Origin of the sequence: Bradyrhizobium sp. BR 1433 (assembly GCF_051547665.1) — a bacterium.
GTDB lineage: Bacteria > Pseudomonadota > Alphaproteobacteria > Rhizobiales > Xanthobacteraceae > Bradyrhizobium > Bradyrhizobium australafricanum.
In genome coordinates this window covers 6,117,737-6,138,171 of record NZ_JBPUGG010000001.1, presented here as the reverse complement: position 1 = coordinate 6,138,171, position 20,435 = coordinate 6,117,737, and the positions used below count along the sequence as shown (strand labels likewise).

Genomic DNA, 20,435 nt, shown 5'->3' with positions numbered 1-20,435 from the left:
GAGGGGCCGTCTCCGCAAATTCGATGGAAGCGAGCGTGCGGAGACTCCCCCTCACCCGAAATTCGCGCACGCGAATTTCGACCTCTCCCCGCAAGCGGGGCGAGGTGACTTCAAAGGCACGTCGCGCGCTCGGCCGCGACGTAGCCGAACAGCAGCCCGAGCCCGAACAGCAGCACGAGGCCCGCGGCGGCGAATTCCAGGCCGGGCATGATGACCATGCCGCCGCCGTCGCGCGCCGCGCTCAGCCGCTCGGCCACGCCGCGCGCCGACACTGCGACCAGCGCGATCGCCGCCACCGTGATGGCGGTGCCGAGCCCCATCACGAAGGTCGCGGCAATGCCGGCCCAGAACAGGCCCTGCGCCAGCGCGAACACCAGCACCAGGATCGCGCCCGAGCAGGGCCGGATCCCGACCGTGAGGATCGCGCCGAGCCCCCGCCGCCAGCCGCCAGGACCGGCGAGTTCGGCCGGCGTCGGCCCGTGCGAATGGCCGCAATGCTCGTCATGGACGTGCTGCGCGTCATGCCCGTGATCGTGACCGTGATCATGATGATGCCCGTGATCGTCATGCGCGTGACGGTGATGGTGATCATGGCCGTCATGGTGATCGTGATCATGGTGGCCGTGATCGTGCTGATGCGCGCCGGCCATCGCCAGCGTCGGACGCGGCATCTGCAGCGCACGGAAGAAGCCGCCGCCCTTGACCCACACCAGCCGGGCGCCGAATGCCGCGATCAGCGCGTAGCTTGCGATCTCGATCGCCTTCTCCGCCCCGCACATGGTCTTCGCGGTCGCGTTGAGCAGCCAGGCACAGATGCCCACGATCAGAACGGCGACCACCGACTGCATCAGCGCCGAGGCGAACGACAGCACGATGCCGCGCCGCGCGGTCTCGCGATTGGCGACCATGTAGGATGAGATCACCGCCTTGCCGTGGCCGGGGCCGGCGGCATGGAAAATCCCGTAGGCAAAGGAGATCACAAGCAGCGTCCAGACCGCCGAACCGTCGGATTTCGCGGCGCGGATCGCCTGCGAGATCTCGCGGTAGAACTCCGACTGCTTGGCCAACAGCCAGCCGAAGATCCCGCCCTGCGGCTCCGCCGCGCGCGGTGCGCCGAACGGATTTTGCGCCAGCAGCGCATTGACGGTCCCATCGAGCAGCGCGAATGCCGCCAGCACGGCCGCGGACACGGCGAGGCCGCGCATCATGCGGAAGGCGATCGGCGTCATGGGCACTCCACCGAGACCTTGTTGGCGAACATCATGCCGAAATTGCCGTTGCCGCCGTCGAGAAAGGTCTGCTCGCCGAGCTTCTGCGCGGCGGCGGTGCCGTCGCTATTCGGCCGTTCGAACTGCATCTTGCAGCCCGCCGCGGCGCCGACCAGCTTGACCGGCTCCTTCTCGGCATACTGGAAGTCGATGAAATAGGTCGGGTCGAACACTTCGAGCGAGAGCTGCCTTGCCTTGAACGGCGTCTTCACCGGCAGGGTGAAGTGCAGCGTCAGCGCCGAATCCTTGTATTCGAGGAAATAGTCGACCGGCTCGGTGAACTTCTGCTTCTTGCCGTCGCCCTTGGCGAAGGTGAAGTAGGCGTATTCCTTCAGCGACTCGACATTGGTCTGCGCCAACGGCGCCAGTTCCTCGCGGCTGTAAGCGCCCTTGACCTTGGTCTCGATGCCCTGCAGCGCGTAGGTCGAGAACATGTCGTCAAACGTCCAGGCGTGCCTGACCCCGGTGATGGTGCCGTCGGGCGCGTAGATCAGCTCGCTCCTGGCAACGATCCAGACATGCGGATGGGCCTCGGCGGCCGCAGTGCCGAGCACGACGGGCACCGCAAGCACGAGCCAGCCGATCAGCCGGTTCAATGACGGCCGCACCTCAGGCCGCCTCAGGCGTTTCGAGCAGGCCACGGCGGCGCAGCAGCGCGTCCGGCTCGGGCTCGCGGCCGCGGAAGGCGACATAGGCCTCCTCCGGATCGCGCGAGCCGCCCGACGAATAGATGTCGTCATGCAGCCGCTTGGCGGTCGCGGGATCGAAGATGTCGCCGGCCTCCTCGAAGGCGCCGAAGGCGTCGGCGTCCATCACCTCCGACCACATGTAGCTGTAGTAGCCCGACGCATAGTGGTCGCCGGAGAAGATATGACCGAACTGGGTCGGCCGGTGCCGCAGCGATATCTCGGCGGGCATGCCGATCTTCTCGAGCTCCTTCTGTTCGAAGGCGCGGACGTCCCAGCTCGCCGCCGCGGGCTGGGTGTGGAATTCGAGGTCGACCAGCGCAGAGGAGACGAACTCCACGGTGGCAAAGCCCTGGTTGAACTTGCGCGCGGCAAGGAAGCGCTTGAGCAGGTCGTCCGGTAGTGCCTCCCCGGTCTGGTAGTGGCGGGCGAAGCGCTGCAGCACCTCGGGCCGCTCCTGCCAGTGCTCATAGAGCTGCGAGGGCAGCTCGACGAAGTCGGTGAACACGCTGGTTCCGGACAGTGACGGATAGGTCACGTTGGACAGCATGCCGTGCAGGCCATGGCCGAACTCGTGGAACAGGGTCCGCGCGTCGTCGGGCGACAGCAGCGACGGCGCGCCATCGGCGCCCTTGGCGAAGTTGCAGACATTGATGACCAGCGGCGCGACGTTGCCGTCGAGCTTCTGCTGGTCGCGCAGCGAGGTCATCCAGGCGCCGGAGCGCTTCGAGGGCCGCGCGAAGTAGTCGCCGTAGAACAGCGCCTTGTGCTGGCCGTCGCGGCCCTTGACCTCCCAGACCCGGACGTCCGGGTGCCACACCGGGATATCCTTGCGCTCCTCGAAGGTGACGCCGAACAGGCGGGTGGCGCAGTCGAACGCGGCCTCGATCATGTGGTCGAGCACCAGATAGGGCTTGATCGCGGAATCGTCGAAATTGGCGCGGCGCTGGCGCAGCTTCTCGGCGTAGTAGCGCCAGTCCCAGGACGCGAGGGTGAAATTGCCGCCCTCCTCCGCGATCAGCGCCTGCAGCGCGTCGCGGTCGGCGAGCGCCCGCGCTCGCGCCGGCTTCCAGACCCGCTCTAGGAGGCCGCGTACGGCCTCCGGCGTCTTGGCCATGGAATCCTCGAGGCGGTAGGCGGCGTAGGTCGGGAAGCCAGGATCTTGGCGGTCTCCTCGCGGAGCCTGAGGATCTCCACGATGGTGGCGTTGTTGTCGTTGGCGTTGCCATTGTCGCCGCGCGCCGTGAAGGCCTTGTAGACCTTCTCGCGCAGGTCGCGCCGCGACGAGCTTTGCAGGAACGGCTCGACCGAGGAGCGCGACAGCGTCACGATCGCCTTGCCTTGCATGCCGCGCTCTTCCGCCGCAGCCTTGGCAGCCGCCACAAATGTGTCGGAGAGGCCGGCGCGGTCGGCCTCGCCGAGCTCCATGAACCACTCCTGCTCGTCGCCGAGCAGATGATGGCTGAACGAGGTGCCGAGATGGGCGAGGCGCTCGTTAATCTCGGCCATGCGGGCCTTTGCCGCATCGTCGAGGCCGGCGCCGGAGCGGCGGAAGCGGGTGTAGGTGCGTTCCAGCAGCCGCATCTGCTCGCCGGTCAGGCCGAGGGAGGCGCGCTTCTCGTGCAGCATGGCGATGCGGCCAAACAGCACAGCGTTCATCATGATCGGATTCCAGTGCCGCGCCATCCGGGGCGACACCTCCTTGTCGATCTCCAGGATCGCCGGGCTCGAATGCGCCGAGACCAGGTCGTAGAACACCGCCGAGACCTTCGACAGCAGTTTGCCGGAGCGCTCCAGCGCGGTGATGGTGTTGTCGAAGTCGGGCAGCGCCGGATCGTGGGTGATCGCAGTCACTTCCGCGGAATGATCGGCGAAGGCCTGCTCGAAGGCGGGCAGGAAATGCTCCGGCTTGATCTCGGCGAACGGCGGCGTCTCGAGCGGCGTCTGCCATGCCTTCAGGAGGGGGTTGGCAAGAGCCTGAGCCTTGGCGTCTGCGCTGGTTTCTGACATCGAATGTCCCGTTTTTCGCCTTGAAAATGCTGCCCAATCTATATCACGCGATACGGCATTTTTGGGCCTTTTGCGCTTGATAGATGGGCACTTTTCGGAGAGATTGCGCCCCCTGAACAGGACCTATTTCATGACCATGCAGCCCTCCACCTCAGGCAACCGCACCATCGCCTGGCCAAGCGTCATCACCGTGATCTCGGCGGCGATCCTGATCGGCGCGGAAGTGTTCGGCGCGGCGTTCGCCGGCGGCTGGGCGCTCGCGATCCTGCTCGGGCTCGACGACGTCGCCGCGCACATCCTGCAGGCGGTGCTGTTCGGCATTGGCGTGCTGATCATGATCGCCTTCATCCGCGCAGCGCAACGCGTCGAGCCGTTCACGCGTCGCGCGTGAGTTTGAGCGATTCAAGAAAGCACTGCGGCACAAGGCTAAAACGCACACACGCTTCGTTAGTCATTCTTAACAGCCGTTCATCTTCAGCGCGTCCGACGCGTGCTGCGCGCGACATCGCAAGCACGCGTTAGGGAAATTTGCCGCTATCGCAAAAAAATTCTTGCGCCACGAAGTCAAAAGACTTATTTCCTGCCTTGCCCAATTTCGCACGTGCCTGTGGTCGTGTGTCAGTCGGTAGGTATCCGGACAAGAGGCCGGACAGCCGCCAAGGGGTGGAAGAACCGAGGGTCGCTTACGTCCATCAGGACACGAGGCGGCCAGCATCTCTCTCCAGGGATGCCGTTGAAGGTCTCACCACTCTTTGCAACCGTGACTGGCAGCCGGAGGCGAACCGGCGCACCCCGCTCTCAACGGGGGACGCGACTTAAAGCAACGACGGATCGGGCTTTTTTGGTCTCTACCGGCGGTCCAACGCCGGCCCGGGCTACTGAAAAGGCTTGTCCTTCATTGCCAGGTGATCGGGCGGGAAACTCTCCCAACCAATCCACGGCAGCACAGTCTGGTTTGAGTTCTTGGCCTCAACGCGCCTCCATCGCGCGATGTGGCCGAAGCGCTCTTACCCGACGTCACGTTGATGCGGATCCCGTCGCTGGGGCCGTTGGAGAGTGCCATGACTGAACGTATCCAGGAATTCCTGCGCAACCGCCGCCAGGATGGTCTCGACACCGAGCCGTGCCTCGTCGTCGACCTCGAAGTCGTGCGCGACAACTACCAGACCTTCGCCAAGGCGCTGCCGGACAGCCGCGTGTTCTATGCGGTGAAAGCCAACCCGGCGCCCGAAGTGCTGTCGCTGCTGGCCTCGCTCGGCTCCTGCTTCGACACCGCGACGGTTGCGGAAATCGAGATGGCGCTGGCCGCCGGTGCGACGCCGGACCGCATCTCCTATGGCAACACGATCAAGAAGGAGCGCGACATCGCGCGTGCCTTCGCGCTCGGCATTCGCCTGTTCGCGGTCGATTGCGCCGCCGAGGTCGAGAAGATCGCCCGCGCCGCCCCCGGCGCCAAGGTGTTCTGCCGCATCCTCTATGACTGCGCCGGCGCCGAGTGGCCGCTGTCGCGCAAGTTCGGCTGCGACCCGGAGATGGCGGTCGACGTGCTCGACCTCGCCAAGCGCCTGGGCCTGGAGCCGTGCGGCATCTCGTTCCATGTCGGCTCGCAGCAGCGCAAGGTGAAGGCGTGGGACCGCGCGCTCGCGATGGCGTCGACCGTGTTCCGTGACTGCGCCGAGCGCGGGATCAACCTCACCATGGTCAACATGGGCGGCGGCTTCCCGACCAAGTACCTCAAGGACGTTCCTCCGGTTCTGCAATATGGCCGGTCGATCTTCCGCGCGCTGCGCAAGCATTTCGGCAACCAGATTCCGGAGACGATCATCGAGCCGGGCCGCGGCATGGTCGGCAATGCCGGAATCATCGAGACCGAAGTCGTTCTGATCTCGAAGAAGAGCGACGAGGACGAGGTGCGCTGGGTCTATCTCGACATCGGCAAGTTCGGCGGTCTCGCCGAGACGATGGACGAGTCGATCCGCTACGCCATCCGCACCCCGCATGACGGGGCGGACATGACGCCGTGCGTGCTCGCGGGCCCGACCTGCGACAGCGCCGACGTGCTGTACGAGAAGCTGCCGTATCCGCTCCCGGTGACGCTCGAGATCGGCGACAAGCTGCTGATCGAAGGCACCGGCGCCTATACGTCGACCTACTCGTCGGTGGCGTTCAACGGCATTCCGCCGCTGAAGACCTACCACATTTGACCCGCCTCCTTTTCGAGGCCCGATAAACCGGGAGCCGGCCCCGCCGGCTCCTCCCCGATCATTTTTGATTTTCCTGAACGACGCTTGCCGCGGCGTACGACATGCCGTTGCAAGCGGGGACTGACGTGCCATGACTGCAAAACGGAACACCCCCGTTGCCCTCATCCGAGATGCCGCCCCGTTCGCGATCCGTGCGGAGCGTGGCTCGGACGTCGTCGCACGCGAAGCGCTGCTGGATGCCTGCTTTGGCTGCAATCGCCATACGCGCACCTGCCAGCGCCTGCGCGACGGACGCGCGCCCGCCGAAGGCCTGAGCCTTGCGGCCGTGCGCCAGGACGGCCGGCTGGTCGGAACCGTGCGGTTGTGGCACGTCAGCGCGGGGGGCCGCAGCGCGCTGATGCTGGGGCCGCTTGCAGTCGACGACGACTGCCGCGGCCTCGGCATCGGCGCCGCGCTGATGCAGCGCGCGCTGGCAGTCGCCAAGGCGCGCGGCCACGGCGCCGTGATCCTGCTTGGCGATGCGCCCTACTACGCCCGCTTCGGCTTCACCGCGGCCAAGACCGGCGACCTGTCGCTGCCGGGCACATTCGAGCGCGAGCGGCTGCTCGGCGTCGAGCTTGTCGCGGGCGCGCTGGATGGCGCCTGGGGCATGATCACGCCGACCGGCGCGCCGCTGCCCGAGGCCAAGGCATCGCGGACGCGATCCCGGACCCGGAAGGCACCGCTCGCCGTGCCGCACGCGGCGTAAGGCGGGCCGCCATGTCGGAGCACCTTCCCATCACCGATGGCGCGCGCCCGCGTTGGCGCGGCCTCGTCACCACGGTCATGCTGATTCTTGATCTCGGTGATGATCGTCAGGGATATCTTGGGCCGGCGCTGGACCGGCACGCCGCCATCGCCGCCGGACAGCACGCTGCAGTCCCATTAGTGCCGGCCGCACCAGGCCTGAACCAAGGGGTTGCGCGGGCGCCAAAAATGTCCGTAAACCCCGCGCAAAGCCATTTTCAGTCGAGGTCCAACATGTCCCGCCGCCTGATTTCCACCGGCTCGCCCTTTGAGAAGACCGCCGGCTACAGCCGTGCCGTGATCGACGGCGACTTCGCCTTCGTCGCGGGAACCACGGGCTATGACTACGCCACGATGACCATGCCATCAGATGTCACGAGCCAGTCACGGAACTGCTTCAAGACCATCGAGGCCGCCCTCAAGGAGGGAGGCTTTGCGATGGCCGACATCGTCCGCGCGACCTACTACCTCACCGACGCCCGTGACGTGGATGCCCATTTCGCGGTCTGCGGCGAGGTCCTCGGCGACATCCGCCCGGCCGCAACGATGCTGATTGTCGCGGGGCTCTACAAGCCCGAGATGAAGGTCGAGATCGAAGTCACCGCGAAGCGTCGCAACCCCTGATCCACTCTGTCCGCCGCTAGGCACTCTCCTGGAGAAAATGATGAGCCCCGCCTCGCAGATCTACGCGAAGATCACAGGTCCCATTGTCATGATCGGCTTCGGCTCGATCGGCAAAGGCACGCTGCCTTTGATCGAGCGGCATCTCGACTACGACAAGTCGCGCGTCACCGTGATCGACCCCAAGGACGAGGGCCGCAAGGCGCATTGCGAGAAGCACAACGTCAAATTCATCCAGAAGGCCGTGACCAAGGACAATTATCGCGACCTGCTGAGCCCGCTGCTCACTGAAGGCGGCGGCCAGGCCTTTTGCGTCAATCTGTCGGTCGATACCGGCTCGACCGACATCATGGAGCTCTGCAACGAACTCGGCGCTCTCTACATCGACACCGTCAACGAGCCCTGGCTCGGCTTCTATTTCGATTCGTCGAAGGGCCCGGAAGCGCGCTCCAACTACGCGCTTCGCGAAGTGACGCTGGCCGCCAAGAAGGCGCGCCCCGCAGGCTCGACGACGGCCGTCTCCTGCTGTGGCGCCAATCCCGGCATGGTCTCATTCTTCGTCAAGCAGGCGCTGCTCAATGTCGCCGCGGATCTGAAGCTCAATGCCCCGAAGCCGAAGACCAAGGCCGAATGGGCGGACTTGATGCGACAGGCCGGCGTGAAGGGCATCCACATCGCCGAACGCGACACCCAGCGCTCCAAATCGCCGAAGGAGCCTGACGTGTTCGTCAACACCTGGTCGGTGGAAGGTTTCCTGTCGGAAGGCGTGCAGCCGTCCGAACTCGGCTGGGGCACCCATGAGAAATGGATGCCCGAGAATGCCCATACCCACGAAGCCGGCTGCGGCGCCGCCATCTATCTGATGCAGCCCGGCGCCAACACGCGCGTGCGCACCTGGTGCCCGACTCGCGGCGCGCAGTATGGCTTCCTCGTCACCCACAACGAGTCGATCTCGATCGCCGATTACTTCACGGTGCGTGACGCATCGGGCACGGCGATCTATCGGCCGACCTGCCACTATGCCTATCACCCGGCCGACGACGCCGTGCTGTCGCTGCATGAAATGTTCGGCCGCGCAGCGAAGATGCAGGAAAAGCACCACATCCTCGATGAGAACGAAATCGTCGACGGCATCGACGAGCTCGGCGTGCTGCTGTTCGGCCATGACAACAATGCCTACTGGTATGGCTCGCAGCTCTCCATCGAGGAGACTCGCAAGCTCGCGCCCTATCAGAACGCCACCGGCCTGCAAGTGACCTCCGCCGTGCTCGGCGGCATGGTGTGGGCGCTGGAAAACCCGAACGAAGGCATCGTCGAGGCCGACGAGATGGACTTCGATCGTCTCTTGGAAATCCAGCTGCCGTATCTCGGCCCGGTGAAGGGTTTCTACACCGACTGGACCCCGCTGACGGATCGTCCGGGACTGTTTCCGGAAGATATCGACACCAGCGATCCCTGGCAGTTCAAGAATATTCTGGTGCGCTGACCCGAAGGGTCATCCCGGGATGCGCGCTTCGGCGCGCATACCCGGGATCTCGAAATTGTTGCGCGAGATTCTCGGGTGCGCGAGTGCGCACCATGGTTTATCGCTGACCCGGAATGACTTCGTCATCTCGCCATGTAGTCGAACGCGACCGAGCCGAGGCCGAGCGTCAGGTCTGCCTTGAAATGCAGCGCCGAGACCACCTCGCGCACCGGCAGGCGGGCGACGTCGCATAGCGCGTGCGGAAACAGCCCAAGCGCGGCGGGACCGGTCCAGGCCTCCTTCAGCGTGATGTCTTCCAGATGAAACCGCACCAACTCGCAGATCCGCGGGCTACCGTCGACATGCGGGATGATTTTCAGAATGAAGTTCGGCGCCGTCATCGACTTCAAGACGGTGTCGTGATCAACCTTGCGGTGCTTGTAGCCCATGGTGGCGGAGGCGCAGAGCACCGAGCCGTAATGCAGCGAGCCGACCAGCACATCGCTCTCGACCTCGATCTTGGGCTTTGCGAGCTTCTTCGGAAATCCCCACAGCTCGCGGCCGCCGGCGATCGGACCCTCGTCGTCGAGATACATCGCGTGGGTGTAGGCGCCCTCCTCGCCCCTGAAGCGAACCGGGATCACCTGCCCGGTCTCGGTGTAGTCGCCGAAGCCGGTCGAGTCCGGCATGCGGATGAACTCGTACTTCACCACCGGCTCGGCGACCTCGAGCGGCTCCGGCACCACGGCGGCGAGCGCTTCCGGTTCGGTCTTGTAGGTGATGATGAAATATTCGCGGTCGAAGAATCGGTAGGGCCCCGGCGGAAACGACGGGTTGGTGAGCGGCATCGAATAGGCGGTGCGCCGGACGTCCTCGATCTTCATGGCAGGCCCCATCTGTCGTTGGCGAGACGACAGATTATGGAGTGCGCCGGTGGCGGAGGCGAGACCGTATAATCGGCAGCGTCCGTCAAATCCGCGTCACAATGCGGGCCGCGGTGCGCTTACTTTTTCTCGATCGGCGGCGCGGTCTTCTCCGCGGGCGCGGGCGGCAGCACCGGCTTGGCGCCGGCCTTCCGTGCCTCATCGTCGGGACGCGCGGGCTGCGGCGCCGGCGTGGTCGGCCGCTCGCCGCCCGGCTTCGACTCGGCCGGCGGCGCCGTCTGCTGCGGCTCGGGCGTCGGCGTCGGTTGCAGCGGCTGGGTCGCCTGCGCGATCTCCTGCGGCGGCGTCGCATTGATCGCGTGCAGCGAAAGCACCGCGATCGCAACGCCCGCCGCCACCAGCGTCGAGGCGATCAGCATGTCGATTCGCAACCTGGTCCGATCCACAGCCATCTCGTTCACCTGCGCCTTGTCCGCGGGGTCAACGATCCCGCCACGGCATGGTTCCGAAGCGGTGCCTGCGGGAACCTCGGCTCAATCCGTGGTGCTGACCTCCCAGGTCGCGTGCCGCACGCCGGGCTGATGCTGCAGGTCCACCACCACGGCATTCAACTCGTTAGGTTCGACCGCGGTCGAGATCAGCGTCGCCACGATCTCAAGGAAGTCGTCGCCGGCCTCGACCACGTCGACATCGGCCACCGGGTAGTTCGCTGCCTCCAGCTTCTCGACCAGGCGGTCGCGCATGTCTGGCAGCGCTTCCGGGGTAACCGCGAGCTTGAAGTAGTAGGTCGCCTCCGAGGCCTTCTCGTTCAGCGGGATGCGGTTGATGGCGTTGACCAGCGGACGCAGCAGCGTGTTGCCGGCGATCACGAACACGGTGAGCGCCGCCGCCTGCGCCACGAGGTCGGCACCGGCGCAGGAGCCGACCGCGGCCGAGGCCCACAGCGTGGCCGCGGTGTTGAGGCCACGCACGTCCATGCCCTGCTTCATGATGACGCCGGCGCCGAGGAAGCCGATCCCCGACACCACATAGGCGATCACCCGCACCGCGCCGTCGGCGCCGGCCAGATGCATCGCGAGGTCGACAAAGGCGGCAGCGCCGACCGCAACCAGCACATTGGTGCGCAGACCCGCGGTGCGCTGCCGGTACTGCCGCTCGGCACCGATCAGGGTGCCGAACACAAAGGCCGTGGTCAGGCTGACCAGCGTGTCGATGAAGTCGGCGAGCTGGAACGTGGTGAGAAATCGCATGACGCTGCGGCCCCGGCGCGAGCTTCGTCTTTTGACGCGTTTTCTTCACGCGAACCGGTACCCACTTCGCTCGAAAACGCTTCGTCTGCCGCGATCTCTTACATTTCCACGATGCCCGCGTCACCATCTTCCGTGCCGAAGGCAAGCAGCGTGCCCTTGGCATTCCATCCGAGCGCCGACACCGCCGTACCGGCGTTCCGGCGCACCAGGATCTCGGCGCCGTCCTCGAGGCGGACCATCAGCACGGTGCCGTCGGCATAGCCGACCGCCATAATGTCGTTCTTCGGATGGCAGGCGACCATGGCGACCCGCGCCGGCATCGGCGCCAGCATCGCCGGCTCCTTGCCCATCGGGCCGTCCTTGCTGGTGAACGGCCAGACGATCACAGTGTCGGCGCCCGAGGTCGCGAGCCCCTTGCCGCCGACGCTCCATGACATCGAGCGCACCCGGCCGGGATAGCCGCTCATCCGCATATGCCGGTTGTCGGCGAGCCGCCAGCCATGCATCGCGGGCTCGTGCATCGCGGTGACGAGGAATTTGTTGTCCGGGCTGAACATGACAGCGAGATGCGAGCCGGCCCATTCCAGAAACTCCGGATTGGCCGCCATGTTGGGAAACCACAAGGTCACGCCGTTGTAATGCGCGATCGCAAGCCGCAGGCCCTTCGGCGCAAAGGCAAGCCCGCCGACGGTCGACGGTACCTCGAAGGTTTTCTCCTCGCCCTTGGGATTGCGCACGAACGCGGTCTTGCCCGCCGACCACGCCAGCGTGCCGTCGCTGTGCAGGGCGACATTGTCGATCCAGCGCCGCTTGGCGTCGGTCGCAATGACAGAGGTCTCGCCCTTGGCGTCGATCGCGATCAGCTTGCCGTCGTCACCGCCGGTGACGAGCCGCTTGCCGTCGGAGGCGGCGCACAGGATGGCGCCGAAATGCGTCTGCGTCCGTGTGATCTCGCCGTCGGCGGTCGCGATCGCAACACCTTCCTCGGCGCCGACGAAGAACGCGCGGTCGCCGAGGAAATGCACCGACCCCACCGCCGCGCCGAGCGGCAGCGGCTTGACGCGGTCGGTGATCGAAACGATGGAAGAAGGGGCCTCGCCCGGATCGAACTCTTTCATCACGTGGTGATGCACTGCTCGAAGCCGTCGCGGATCACCTGCTCGGGCAGTTCACGACCGATGAACACGACGCGGCTCTCGCGCTTCTCGCCGTCCTTCCATTTCCGCTGATGGTCGCCCTCCAGCATCATGTGGACGCCCTGGAACACGTAGCGGTCGTCATCGCCGGTGAAGGCGAGGATGCCCTTCGAGCGCAGGATCTTCTGGCCCTCGGTGGCGACGAGCTGCTGCAGCCAGGGCATGAACTTGGTCGGGTCGAGCGGCTTCTCGGAACGCAGCGACAGCGATTGCATGTCCTCGTCGTGATAATGCTTCAACCCGCCATGGCCATGGTCGTGATCATGATGGTGGTGGTGATCATGGTCATGGTCGTGATCGTCGCCGGCCTCGAGGAAATCGGGCTCGATCTCCAGGATGCGGTCGAGATCGAACGCGCCGCGCTCCAGCACGTCGGTCAGCCCGACCTGGCAACGCTCGGTGCGGTGCAGCTTGGCATAGGGATTGATGCCGCGGATGCGGGCTTCGACCTCGGCGAGTTCGGGCTTTGAGACCAGGTCGGTCTTGTTCAGCACGATGACGTCGGCGAACGCGATCTGGTTCTTGGCTTCCGGCGCGTCCTTGAGGCGGTCGCTCAGCCATTTGGCATCGGCGACGGTCACGACCGCGTCGAGCCGGGCGTTCTTCTGCACGTCCTCGTCGACGAAGAAGGTCTGCGCGACCGGCGCCGGATCGGCAAGGCCGGTGGTCTCGACGATGATGGCGTCGAACTTGCCCTTGCGCTTCATCAGGCCGTCCATGATGCGGACGAGGTCGCCGCGCACCGTGCAGCAGACGCAGCCATTGTTCATCTCGAACACTTCCTCATCGGCGCCGATGATGAGGTCGTTGTCGATGCCGATCTCGCCGAATTCGTTGACGATGACGGCGTATTTCTTGCCGTGGTTTTCCGACAGGATGCGGTTCAACAGCGTGGTCTTGCCGGCGCCGAGATAGCCCGTCAGCACGGTGACAGGAATTTTTTGCGAAGCTTCAGCCATAACAACTCCGAAGGAACTCTTTGTTTGAGCATGATCTTATCGGAAAACCGGACCCCACTTTTCCGGATCATGCTGGTCCGCGCTCAACCCCGGCAGGGAGGCCCCTGCCCTACTCGGCGAGCGCGCTGGTCAGGGCCTTTATATTGTGCCTGACCATATCAATGTAAGTGGGTGCATCGCCCTTTTCGGCCGTCAAACCGTCCGAATACAGGGTGCCGCCGACCCGGGCGCCGGTCTCGGCCGCGATCCGCTCGATCAGGCGGGGATCGCTGATATTTTCGAGAAAAACTGCCGGAATTTTCGCAACCTTGATCTGGGCGATGATCGCGGCGATATCGCGCGCGCTGGGCTCGGAATCCGTGGACACGCTGAGCGGCGAGAAGAACGTGACGCCGTAGGCGTCGGCGAAATAGCCGAAAGCGCCATGGGTCGAGATCACCTTGCGCCGCGCCTCCGGCACTTTCGCCACCGCCTCATGCACCTCGCGGTCGAGCGCCTCGAGCTTGGCCAGATAGGCGTCGGCATTGGCCTTAAAGATGGCTGTCTGGTCGGGGGCCGCGGCGATCAGCCCGTCGCGAATATTGACGACGTAGATCTTCGCATTGGCCACGGATTGCCAGGCATGCGGATCGTCATGGCCGCCGATCTTTCGTGGCATGATCCCCTTGGTCGCCACCGCGACCGGCGCCTTGCTGCCCGAGGCCTGCAGCAGCCGCGGCATCCAGCCCTCGAAGCCGAGACCATTAATCACCACGAGCTTGGCGTCGGCGACCTTCCTGGCATCCGCCGGCGTCGGCGCGTAGACATGCGCGTCGCCGTCGGGCCCGACCAGCGCCGTCACGTCGACATTATTGCCGCCGACATTGCGCACCATGTCGGCGAGGATCGAGAAGCTCGCGACGACATTGATGCGTTCGGCGGCGCGCGCCGGTCCACTCGCCAGCAGCAGCGCCAGACCAATCAAACCGAACAATCGCCGCATCGTACTCACGCCTCGAGATGGCGGCCGGGAAACAGCTGCCGCACCAGGCCGCTGACATTACCGAACAGCAGCGACACAATATACAGCCCCGCCGCGACCAGGATGATCGCGGGGCCGGATGGAATCCGGGTCTGGTACGACAGCACCAGTCCGGCATAGCCCGACACAATCGCGCTTGCCACCGCGATGCAGATCATGGTGGTGATGTCGCGCGACCAGAACCGCGCAATGCCCGCGGGCAGGATCATCAGTCCGACGCCGAGCAGCGTGCCGAGCGCGTGGAAGCCGTTGACGAGGTTGACCACGACCAGCGCGAGGAAGGCGAGATGCGCCGGCGCGCCGGCCCGGCTCACGGTGCGCAAAAACACCGGATCGACGCATTCGATCACCAGCGGGCGATAGATCACCGCGAGCACCAGGAGCGTGAGGGTGGCGTTGAACGCGATCACCAGCAGCGTCTGGTCGTCCATCGCCAGGATGTTGCCGAACAGCACGTGCAGCAGGTCGATATTGGTGCCCTTGATCGAAACAATCGTGACGCCGAGCGCGAGCGAGACCAGATAGAAGGTCGCAAGCGAGGCGTCCTCCTTCAATTCGGTGGTGCGGGCGACGAGGCCGGCGAGCAGCGCCACGGCAAAGCCCGCGATCAGGCCGCCGGTCGTCATCGCGAACAGGTTGAGCCCGGACAGCAGGAAGCCGATCGCCGCCCCCGGCAGGATCGCATGCGCCATGGCGTCGCCGACCAGGCTCATCCGCCGCAGCATCAGGAACACGCCGATCGGCGCACCGCCGAGCGACAACGCGATCACCGCCGCCAGCGCGCGGCGCATGAACTCGAATTCGGTGAAGGGCGTGACCAGCGCGTCGGATAGCATCGGCGTCAGGCGGCCCGCGAGCGTGGATCGGCGGCGCAGGCCGCGGCGCTGTCGTCGAACGCCTCGCACATCCGCATTGCGACCATCAGATTGTCCGCCGTCAGCGCCTCGGCGGTCGGTCCCCATTCCACCGGACCGCGCGCCAGCAGCAGCGTCTCCGGGAAATTGTTGCGCACCATGTCGAGGTCGTGCAGCGCCGCCAGCACGGTGCGCCCCTCGCCGTTCCAGCGCTTCACCAGCGCCAGCAGGTCGGCGGTGGTCTTGGCGTCGATGGCGTTGAACGGCTCGTCGAGCACGATCAGCCGGGCGTCCTGCAACAGCACCCGCGCGAACAGCATGCGCTGGGTCTGGCCGCCGGACAGCGTGCCGATCGGGCGGTTCTCGAATCCATTGAGGCCGACGGCGGCGAGCGCCGCCAAAATCTTCTCGCGCGCGGCCTTGCCGATGCCGCCGAAGAAGCCGGTGGAGCGCCACAACCCGGTGCCGACGAAATCGAACACCGAGATCGGGAAGCTGCGGTCGATGTCGGCAGACTGCGGCAGATAGGCGATGTCGCGATGATCCAGCCCGTCGAGATCGATCACGCCGGACAGCGGCTTGAGCACGCCGGCGATGCCGCGCAGCAGGGTCGACTTGCCGGCGCCGTTCGGGCCGATCACGGCGAGCAGCGCACCGGCCTCGACGGCGCCATTGAGATGATGCACCGCCGGGTGGCGGTCATAACCGAGCGTGACGTCACGGAAGGTAACAAGTGCAGCCACCGGTCTCACCTCATCGCCAGCCAGACGACAGCCCACAGGCAGGCACTGACCGCGAGCGCCGCGAGCAGTCGGCCCGGCACGGGCATGCGCAGGATCGACCAGTGCGCGGCCTGCGCCGGATGCGCGTGCGGGGCGTGGCTGTGCCCGTGGGGGGCGTGGCCGTGATGGTGGTCCTCGTGGGTGTGCGTATGCGCCATGGAGCGACTGTTATATTATAACATAACGCGAGTCTACAAAGGAGGAACTCATGGCCGACCCGCAAAACCGGGGAGATTTGAGCTGCGGCGGCAGAGTGACGCCCCGGTCGACAGCTTTGCGGGAAACCTGCCTGGATAGGAACCGTTGGCTACCTGCGCCGGAGCGAAGGCAGACCCGTGCGCAGTTCTCTCCGCGTCGTCCTGGCGAAGGCCGAGACAACGGCGAATCCGTGGTGCAGATTGCGAGGCCCGCCTGCGCGCCTCAAATTCAGTGTCGTCCCGGCGCAGGCCGGGACCCATACGCCGCGGCGGGTGTTGTTGACGGAACTCGTTATTCCAACGGTGCGTAACAATCGGCATTTGTGGTTATGGGTCCCGGCTTTCGCCGGGACGACACTGAGTGTGTGGAGCCGCGAGTAAGACAAACTTCTGCGCTCTCGCGATATGAATTGCCCGAGCTTTGACTTTTCAATCCGCCCTCTCTTGAACTGAGGGCGCGGGAAAGCCGGGTGTCGATCGCACCCATGGGCTCCGTGCGAGGACTTGACACGTTTTGCTGAGTTGTCCGTCGGCAAATCACCGATTGGCGTGGGGAAAATACCGGCGGAACGCCTTCGGCGACGGAGAGGCTGCCCTATGCGAAGAGGCAGCCCTATGCGACCAGCACGTAGACCAGCATGACAGCGGTGATCGCCATCCAGACGAGCGAGAGGCGGAAATACAGCAGGTCCCAATTCATGGGCGCGAGCGTACACGCCCGCGCTGACGCCAACCTTTCACCAGGTTAAGGCATCGCGGATTTATTAACTAAGCACGCCAGCGGAATGGATTGGTGGTTGGCACGCCGAAAGACACAGCCCTGGCCGTCAATTTATGAACATGGCAATCGCCACGAGGATGACCGGGCTTAGCCCCATCAGCACGACAAACACGCTGTAAAGTAGGTTGCCCATAACGCCGCCCTACGTTGGAGGGGGAAGCTATGCCTGGAGGAACCCGGCAAGCCAGTGCAGTTTGTGCCAGCGGTGTTTGAGCTTTGGGAATTAGCCAGATATCTCCAGCACCTAGCTGGACACCCCGTAACACTACGGGGCGACACAGCTCAGGCAGAGAAAAGGGCGACGAGCGCCACTACCGCCAAAGCGGTAGCGACGCACCCTGCGATCATGACCCAGTCCTGACGCTTCGCCATGCCGGACACGCTCACCCTGGCCGGCGCCGGCCACGTTGACCTAGGTCAACCGGCTAAAATCATTCATCGGCTGGCGAGGCATCACGCAACGAGGCAACCTCACGCCTCGCGCGCGTAACTCTTCAACCTTGCCTCAAGCACCGCGATCACCTGGTCGCGGACCGGATCGCGGGAGCCTTTCAGCCAGGCGGCGGCGAGCGGCAGGCGGCCGGCGCTGCTGCCGCGCTTCAGGCGGAGCGGCACAAAGCGGACGCCGGATATCGCCATCCGTGCGGTCCAGCGCGGCACGATGGCGACGCCGAGCCTTGCTGCAACCATGTTGACGATGGTCTGCTTCTCGTCGGCGATCTCCTGGATAAGCGGCGTCAGCCCGGCCTCGAACAGCTTTTTATGCAGCCAAGACGTGAATGCCCGGCGCAAGGCCGGGCATAACGCGTTGTGGGGGAAGCGATCGAGCTCGTGTGCTCTCCGGCAAGAGCCGGGCGCATCGTCACAGTGCGGGGGTCCACCTGTTGCGATGACGGTAGAGCTTTGACAGGCTGAAGTTTCCGACCTCTTGTTCGCCCTTGCGGAAAATGGCTATCGCCTTCTGAACGCTCATTTCCGAAATGATATCGGGCCGGCTCCCACAGAGCATGACGAGCTCGAAGATCAGATTGGTGAGGGCGGGCATATCGGTCCATTGCTGCGTCTGATAGGGCTCCTCCCAATGAGCCCAGGCCCAATCTTCGATCAGATAGAGACCATCGCTCTTGAGATAATGGAAGGACGCCTCGAAGCTTGCTCGCGAGAGCTCGTATTGATGCGAGGCGTCGTCGATAATCATATCTATTCGCTGGCCGGGGAATTCCGTCCTGATGATGGTCTGGACGCGCGCGGTGTCGCCTTGCGACGTATTGTAGTATAATTTGACGCGGTCCGTCAGACCGTGGTCGCGGATCAGGCCAAGCACCGCTGGGCTCGCAGGTCTGATATCGATCCCGACGAATTTGATACGTTCCTCGATCGCGGCAAGAAGCAAAGCCGAACCACCTTCGAAGATACCGAATTCCAGGATATTGGTAACCCCGTTCTCGCGAATGAGGCTTTTGTAGCGATCAATCATCCCGCGGTTCTTGATGATCGCGATGGAATCCTTCGTCGTCCTGGCATCATTGAAGTTCTGCCTGATCAGGCCAAACTTCATGTTGTTGATCACGAAGGTATTCTCATCACTCCAGACTTCATCCATTGGGAACCCCCTGTCGATATTGACTCAATTAACTGATCGCTGTTGTTTGCCCTGTGGCGTGCAGAGCCTCTCCTGCCAGATAAGCGGTATTTTTTCTCCATCCTCCGACGGTGCTTGGCGCAATTCCTCGCCTGCAATCTGCATGCCTGGCGGACATGGCCACGCAGTTGTCATCGAATCACTGGCCGATTTGCATCCGGCGCCAGCCGTTGTAGTTGAGATCGATGACGAACCGACGGCACACGCCTTCGGATCGATCCGCGTCGGCCACACCAGCTTGAACGGCGGAAGTGTCGGGCGTCGGCCTGCCGCGTTGGCGATCACTTTGAGACGCCGCACGCCTTCAGACAGCGTCGGCTGAATCCAGCCGCCTTCGGAGCTCTCGTTCCAGGCATAGATCACAACGCTCTTGAAGCGATCGTTGCGCGGATTGTTGGCCGCCTGACTGATTGCAGCACGGATTTGCCGTGTCCATTCCTCATCGGTGGCAGGTTGACACCAGTCCGGATTCGGCTTGCGAGTTTTCAGTTCCTGAGGATCGCGCAAAGCCGGTCGATAATCCCAGCCAAGCGTCACGGTTGGTAGGAAGCCTCCAGAACCATTCTGGGCTTCGGCTTGCCAGGCTTTCTGTGCAAGGGCCGCGCAACTGGCGTACGGCAGGGATTTTCCATTCGACCCAAGGGCGGTCGCATATGTACTCGCCGCATCAAATCCTATCCTGTGAGCAACGGGCTCCGTCTCGGACAGGTTGAAGAGCAAGGCGACCAGGTAGAGATCTCGGCCGGTCGCGGCCTTGACCCGATCCCTCATATCCTTCAGGGCCGCCTTTGTACCCTCTTCACCCCCAAGCCCCTTTATCCACGGGGTCATCGTACCAAGCAGGAAGAACACAGGCGCCGAGCCGTCGCTCGCCCGCATGTAATCCGGTCCAGCTACCGCTTTGCTGATTGCATCACTCACCATCGGCACATCACGAGGGGGAATGACAGGTTGAAATTCAGCGCGTATTTGATGCCGAGCTTGTCTGGAAGCCGAAGAAAATTTCCCAACGCCCGATTGAGCGCCACGGCTCGACTGGGATCGCGTCCCCAGGAAGAACTCTCCAAGTAGTAGCCGAAGATGAAATAATCCAAGCCTGCGGACTTCGCGTAATGCACGTCCGCATTCAGTGCTCGTTCGGTGTTTCCGGGAAAACCGAGATTTCCGTTCGGCAGACGCTCTGTGTAATACGGAGCGCGCGCGCGCAATCCAGGGTCGGCCAGAACCTGCCCATAGGGACTGTCGAGACTCCAATTGTCCCACCGAATGGCACCTAATGAGACCTTGCTCGACGAGGCCGGTGCCGCAGTTGGTGCGGCGGGCGCTGCGGGTGCCACGGCGGAAGGACTGCCCTTGCTCACCTGAGCCATGGCTGGGAATGAGGAGACTGCCGTCGCAAGCACAACAAGCAGACGGATCGAGCAGTGTCGGGCTGTCCACATCATCACTTTCCCTTGGTCCAAAGCCGCCATGATGCGGCTCGGGATTTCGGTTGTTACTCGACATGCATTCAAGAAGTAACAAAGGGCGCTTATGTGGCGGCGCACTGCAATCGTGTCCGTTGAAGCGGAACATCGATGCAACAGCGTGACATCAAACTGCTTTGGTTCTTGCAAGCATTGCGCCGCGCTTCACATTAGGTCGAAGCAGAACGGGATCGGTGGAACTTTCCGCACCATGCGTTTCAGTTGATCGAGGAACTTTCTGCCGCCGAAATGGGCACAGGCGTTACCGCGCTCCATGCCTCGCGACGACACGGTTGAAAAATCGAATGATCCTTCCATTGGTTGAAGACAGAGGCTCCGCGTTTTGCAACACAGGTCCCGAAT

Annotated in this window: 20 protein-coding genes and 1 pseudogene; 5 read left to right on the top strand and 16 right to left on the bottom strand. The window is 64.1% G+C overall.

Annotated elements, in window-relative coordinates; translation table 11 throughout:
• Positions 1-110 precede the first annotated feature (110 nt).
• From ACSKB9_RS29615 to ACSKB9_RS29605, 3 genes and pseudogenes are all read right to left on the bottom strand, one after another.
• Positions 111-1,229 (bottom strand): nickel/cobalt transporter, encoded by a 1,119-nt coding sequence (locus ACSKB9_RS29615; protein ID WP_438077528.1) that lies wholly within the window; start codon positions 1,227-1,229, stop codon positions 111-113.
• Positions 1,226-1,864: a DUF1007 family protein gene (locus ACSKB9_RS29610; protein ID WP_438080454.1), complete on the bottom strand. Its 639-nt coding sequence runs from the start codon at positions 1,862-1,864 to the stop codon at positions 1,226-1,228. Before ACSKB9_RS29610 ends, ACSKB9_RS29615 begins: the two co-directional genes overlap by 4 nt.
• Positions 1,865-1,877: 13 nt before the next feature.
• Positions 1,878-3,964, bottom strand: a pseudogene (locus tag ACSKB9_RS29605) (M3 family metallopeptidase).
• 130 nt (positions 3,965-4,094) lie between these two features.
• Here ACSKB9_RS29605 and ACSKB9_RS29600 point away from each other — a divergent pair.
• The 5 genes from ACSKB9_RS29600 to ACSKB9_RS29580 all read left to right on the top strand — a co-directional run bounded on the left by ACSKB9_RS29600 (position 4,095) and on the right by ACSKB9_RS29580 (position 9,061).
• Positions 4,095-4,355 (top strand): hypothetical protein, encoded by a 261-nt coding sequence (locus ACSKB9_RS29600; protein WP_028332864.1) that lies wholly within the window; start codon positions 4,095-4,097, stop codon positions 4,353-4,355.
• A gap of 670 nt (positions 4,356-5,025) precedes the next feature.
• Positions 5,026-6,168: a type III PLP-dependent enzyme gene (locus ACSKB9_RS29595; protein ID WP_438077526.1), complete on the top strand. Its 1,143-nt coding sequence runs from the start codon at positions 5,026-5,028 to the stop codon at positions 6,166-6,168.
• A 130-nt stretch (positions 6,169-6,298) separates the two neighbouring features.
• Positions 6,299-6,916 (top strand): GNAT family N-acetyltransferase, encoded by a 618-nt coding sequence (locus ACSKB9_RS29590; RefSeq protein ID WP_438077524.1) that lies wholly within the window; start codon positions 6,299-6,301, stop codon positions 6,914-6,916.
• 272 nt (positions 6,917-7,188) lie between these two features.
• Positions 7,189-7,578 carry a RidA family protein gene (locus ACSKB9_RS29585; RefSeq protein ID WP_028332860.1) on the top strand — a complete coding sequence of 130 codons (390 nt, stop codon included), beginning with the start codon at positions 7,189-7,191 and terminating at the stop codon, positions 7,576-7,578.
• A 40-nt stretch (positions 7,579-7,618) separates the two neighbouring features.
• The gene (locus ACSKB9_RS29580; RefSeq protein WP_438080452.1) at positions 7,619-9,061 is read left to right on the top strand and encodes a homospermidine synthase; all 1,443 of its coding nucleotides are present in this window, start codon (positions 7,619-7,621) and stop codon (positions 9,059-9,061) included.
• A 122-nt stretch (positions 9,062-9,183) separates the two neighbouring features.
• On the opposite strand, the gene ACSKB9_RS29575 is transcribed toward ACSKB9_RS29580, so the two are convergent.
• From ACSKB9_RS29575 to ACSKB9_RS29515, 13 genes are all read right to left on the bottom strand, one after another.
• A complete protein-coding gene (locus ACSKB9_RS29575) occupies positions 9,184-9,924 on the bottom strand; it encodes an acetoacetate decarboxylase (protein ID WP_438077522.1) in 741 nt (246 codons plus the stop codon).
• A gap of 119 nt (positions 9,925-10,043) precedes the next feature.
• On the bottom strand, positions 10,044-10,376 hold the full coding sequence (locus ACSKB9_RS29570) for a hypothetical protein (protein ID WP_438077520.1): 333 nt from the start codon (positions 10,374-10,376) through the stop codon (positions 10,044-10,046).
• A gap of 81 nt (positions 10,377-10,457) precedes the next feature.
• Positions 10,458-11,174, bottom strand: a complete 717-nt coding sequence (locus ACSKB9_RS29565; protein ID WP_438077518.1) for an MgtC/SapB family protein — start codon at positions 11,172-11,174, stop codon at positions 10,458-10,460.
• Between the two features lie 98 nt (positions 11,175-11,272).
• The gene (locus ACSKB9_RS29560; RefSeq protein ID WP_438077516.1) at positions 11,273-12,292 is read right to left on the bottom strand and encodes a WD40 repeat domain-containing protein; all 1,020 of its coding nucleotides are present in this window, start codon (positions 12,290-12,292) and stop codon (positions 11,273-11,275) included.
• Positions 12,292-13,329, bottom strand: a complete 1,038-nt coding sequence (locus ACSKB9_RS29555) for a CobW family GTP-binding protein (protein ID WP_438077514.1) — start codon at positions 13,327-13,329, stop codon at positions 12,292-12,294. Before ACSKB9_RS29555 ends, ACSKB9_RS29560 begins: the two co-directional genes overlap by 1 nt.
• A gap of 109 nt (positions 13,330-13,438) precedes the next feature.
• Entirely contained in the window at positions 13,439-14,311 is an 873-nt protein-coding gene (locus tag ACSKB9_RS29550; RefSeq protein ID WP_438077512.1) for a metal ABC transporter substrate-binding protein, read from the bottom strand.
• 5 nt (positions 14,312-14,316) lie between these two features.
• Positions 14,317-15,186 carry a metal ABC transporter permease gene (locus tag ACSKB9_RS29545; protein WP_028341367.1) on the bottom strand — a complete coding sequence of 290 codons (870 nt, stop codon included), beginning with the start codon at positions 15,184-15,186 and terminating at the stop codon, positions 14,317-14,319.
• Positions 15,187-15,191: 5 nt separating this feature from the next.
• Positions 15,192-15,947, bottom strand: coding sequence for a metal ABC transporter ATP-binding protein (locus ACSKB9_RS29540; protein ID WP_028332852.1), 756 nt, complete (start codon positions 15,945-15,947; stop codon positions 15,192-15,194).
• A gap of 5 nt (positions 15,948-15,952) precedes the next feature.
• Entirely contained in the window at positions 15,953-16,144 is a 192-nt protein-coding gene (locus ACSKB9_RS29535; RefSeq protein ID WP_057016232.1) for a hypothetical protein, read from the bottom strand.
• A 1,291-nt stretch (positions 16,145-17,435) separates the two neighbouring features.
• On the bottom strand, positions 17,436-17,756 hold the full coding sequence (locus tag ACSKB9_RS29530) for a LysR substrate-binding domain-containing protein (protein WP_438077509.1): 321 nt from the start codon (positions 17,754-17,756) through the stop codon (positions 17,436-17,438).
• Positions 17,757-17,826: 70 nt separating this feature from the next.
• Complete coding sequence (locus ACSKB9_RS29525) at positions 17,827-18,567, bottom strand: class I SAM-dependent methyltransferase (RefSeq protein ID WP_057016230.1); 741 nt, start codon at positions 18,565-18,567, stop codon at positions 17,827-17,829.
• A 24-nt stretch (positions 18,568-18,591) separates the two neighbouring features.
• Positions 18,592-19,530 (bottom strand): hypothetical protein, encoded by a 939-nt coding sequence (locus ACSKB9_RS29520; protein WP_438077507.1) that lies wholly within the window; start codon positions 19,528-19,530, stop codon positions 18,592-18,594.
• On the bottom strand, positions 19,524-20,222 hold the full coding sequence (locus ACSKB9_RS29515; RefSeq protein ID WP_438077505.1) for a hypothetical protein: 699 nt from the start codon (positions 20,220-20,222) through the stop codon (positions 19,524-19,526). Before ACSKB9_RS29515 ends, ACSKB9_RS29520 begins: the two co-directional genes overlap by 7 nt.
• Positions 20,223-20,435: the final 213 nt, after the last annotated feature.

Excerpts from the sequence above, each read along its gene's own strand:
- ACSKB9_RS29525 (WP_057016230.1), bottom strand. The coding sequence starts at position 18,567 with ATGGATGAAGTCTGGAGTGATGAGAATACCTTCGTGATCAACAACATG.
- ACSKB9_RS29555 (WP_438077514.1), bottom strand. The coding sequence starts at position 13,329 with ATGGCTGAAGCTTCGCAAAAAATTCCTGTCACCGTGCTGACGGGCTAT.
- ACSKB9_RS29600 (WP_028332864.1), top strand. The coding sequence starts at position 4,095 with ATGACCATGCAGCCCTCCACCTCAGGCAACCGCACCATCGCCTGGCCA.
- ACSKB9_RS29580 (WP_438080452.1), top strand. The coding sequence starts at position 7,619 with ATGAGCCCCGCCTCGCAGATCTACGCGAAGATCACAGGTCCCATTGTC.
- ACSKB9_RS29535 (WP_057016232.1), bottom strand. The coding sequence starts at position 16,144 with ATGGCGCATACGCACACCCACGAGGACCACCATCACGGCCACGCCCCC.
- ACSKB9_RS29595 (WP_438077526.1), top strand. The coding sequence starts at position 5,026 with ATGACTGAACGTATCCAGGAATTCCTGCGCAACCGCCGCCAGGATGGT.
- ACSKB9_RS29565 (WP_438077518.1), bottom strand. The coding sequence starts at position 11,174 with ATGCGATTTCTCACCACGTTCCAGCTCGCCGACTTCATCGACACGCTG.
- ACSKB9_RS29575 (WP_438077522.1), bottom strand. The coding sequence starts at position 9,924 with ATGAAGATCGAGGACGTCCGGCGCACCGCCTATTCGATGCCGCTCACC.
- ACSKB9_RS29585 (WP_028332860.1), top strand. The coding sequence starts at position 7,189 with ATGTCCCGCCGCCTGATTTCCACCGGCTCGCCCTTTGAGAAGACCGCC.
- ACSKB9_RS29570 (WP_438077520.1), bottom strand. The coding sequence starts at position 10,376 with ATGGCTGTGGATCGGACCAGGTTGCGAATCGACATGCTGATCGCCTCG.
- ACSKB9_RS29545 (WP_028341367.1), bottom strand. The coding sequence starts at position 15,186 with ATGCTATCCGACGCGCTGGTCACGCCCTTCACCGAATTCGAGTTCATG.
- ACSKB9_RS29615 (WP_438077528.1), bottom strand. The coding sequence starts at position 1,229 with ATGACGCCGATCGCCTTCCGCATGATGCGCGGCCTCGCCGTGTCCGCG.
- ACSKB9_RS29550 (WP_438077512.1), bottom strand. The coding sequence starts at position 14,311 with ATGCGGCGATTGTTCGGTTTGATTGGTCTGGCGCTGCTGCTGGCGAGT.
- ACSKB9_RS29590 (WP_438077524.1), top strand. The coding sequence starts at position 6,299 with ATGACTGCAAAACGGAACACCCCCGTTGCCCTCATCCGAGATGCCGCC.
- ACSKB9_RS29520 (WP_438077507.1), bottom strand. The coding sequence starts at position 19,530 with ATGGTGAGTGATGCAATCAGCAAAGCGGTAGCTGGACCGGATTACATG.
- ACSKB9_RS29560 (WP_438077516.1), bottom strand. The coding sequence starts at position 12,292 with ATGAAAGAGTTCGATCCGGGCGAGGCCCCTTCTTCCATCGTTTCGATC.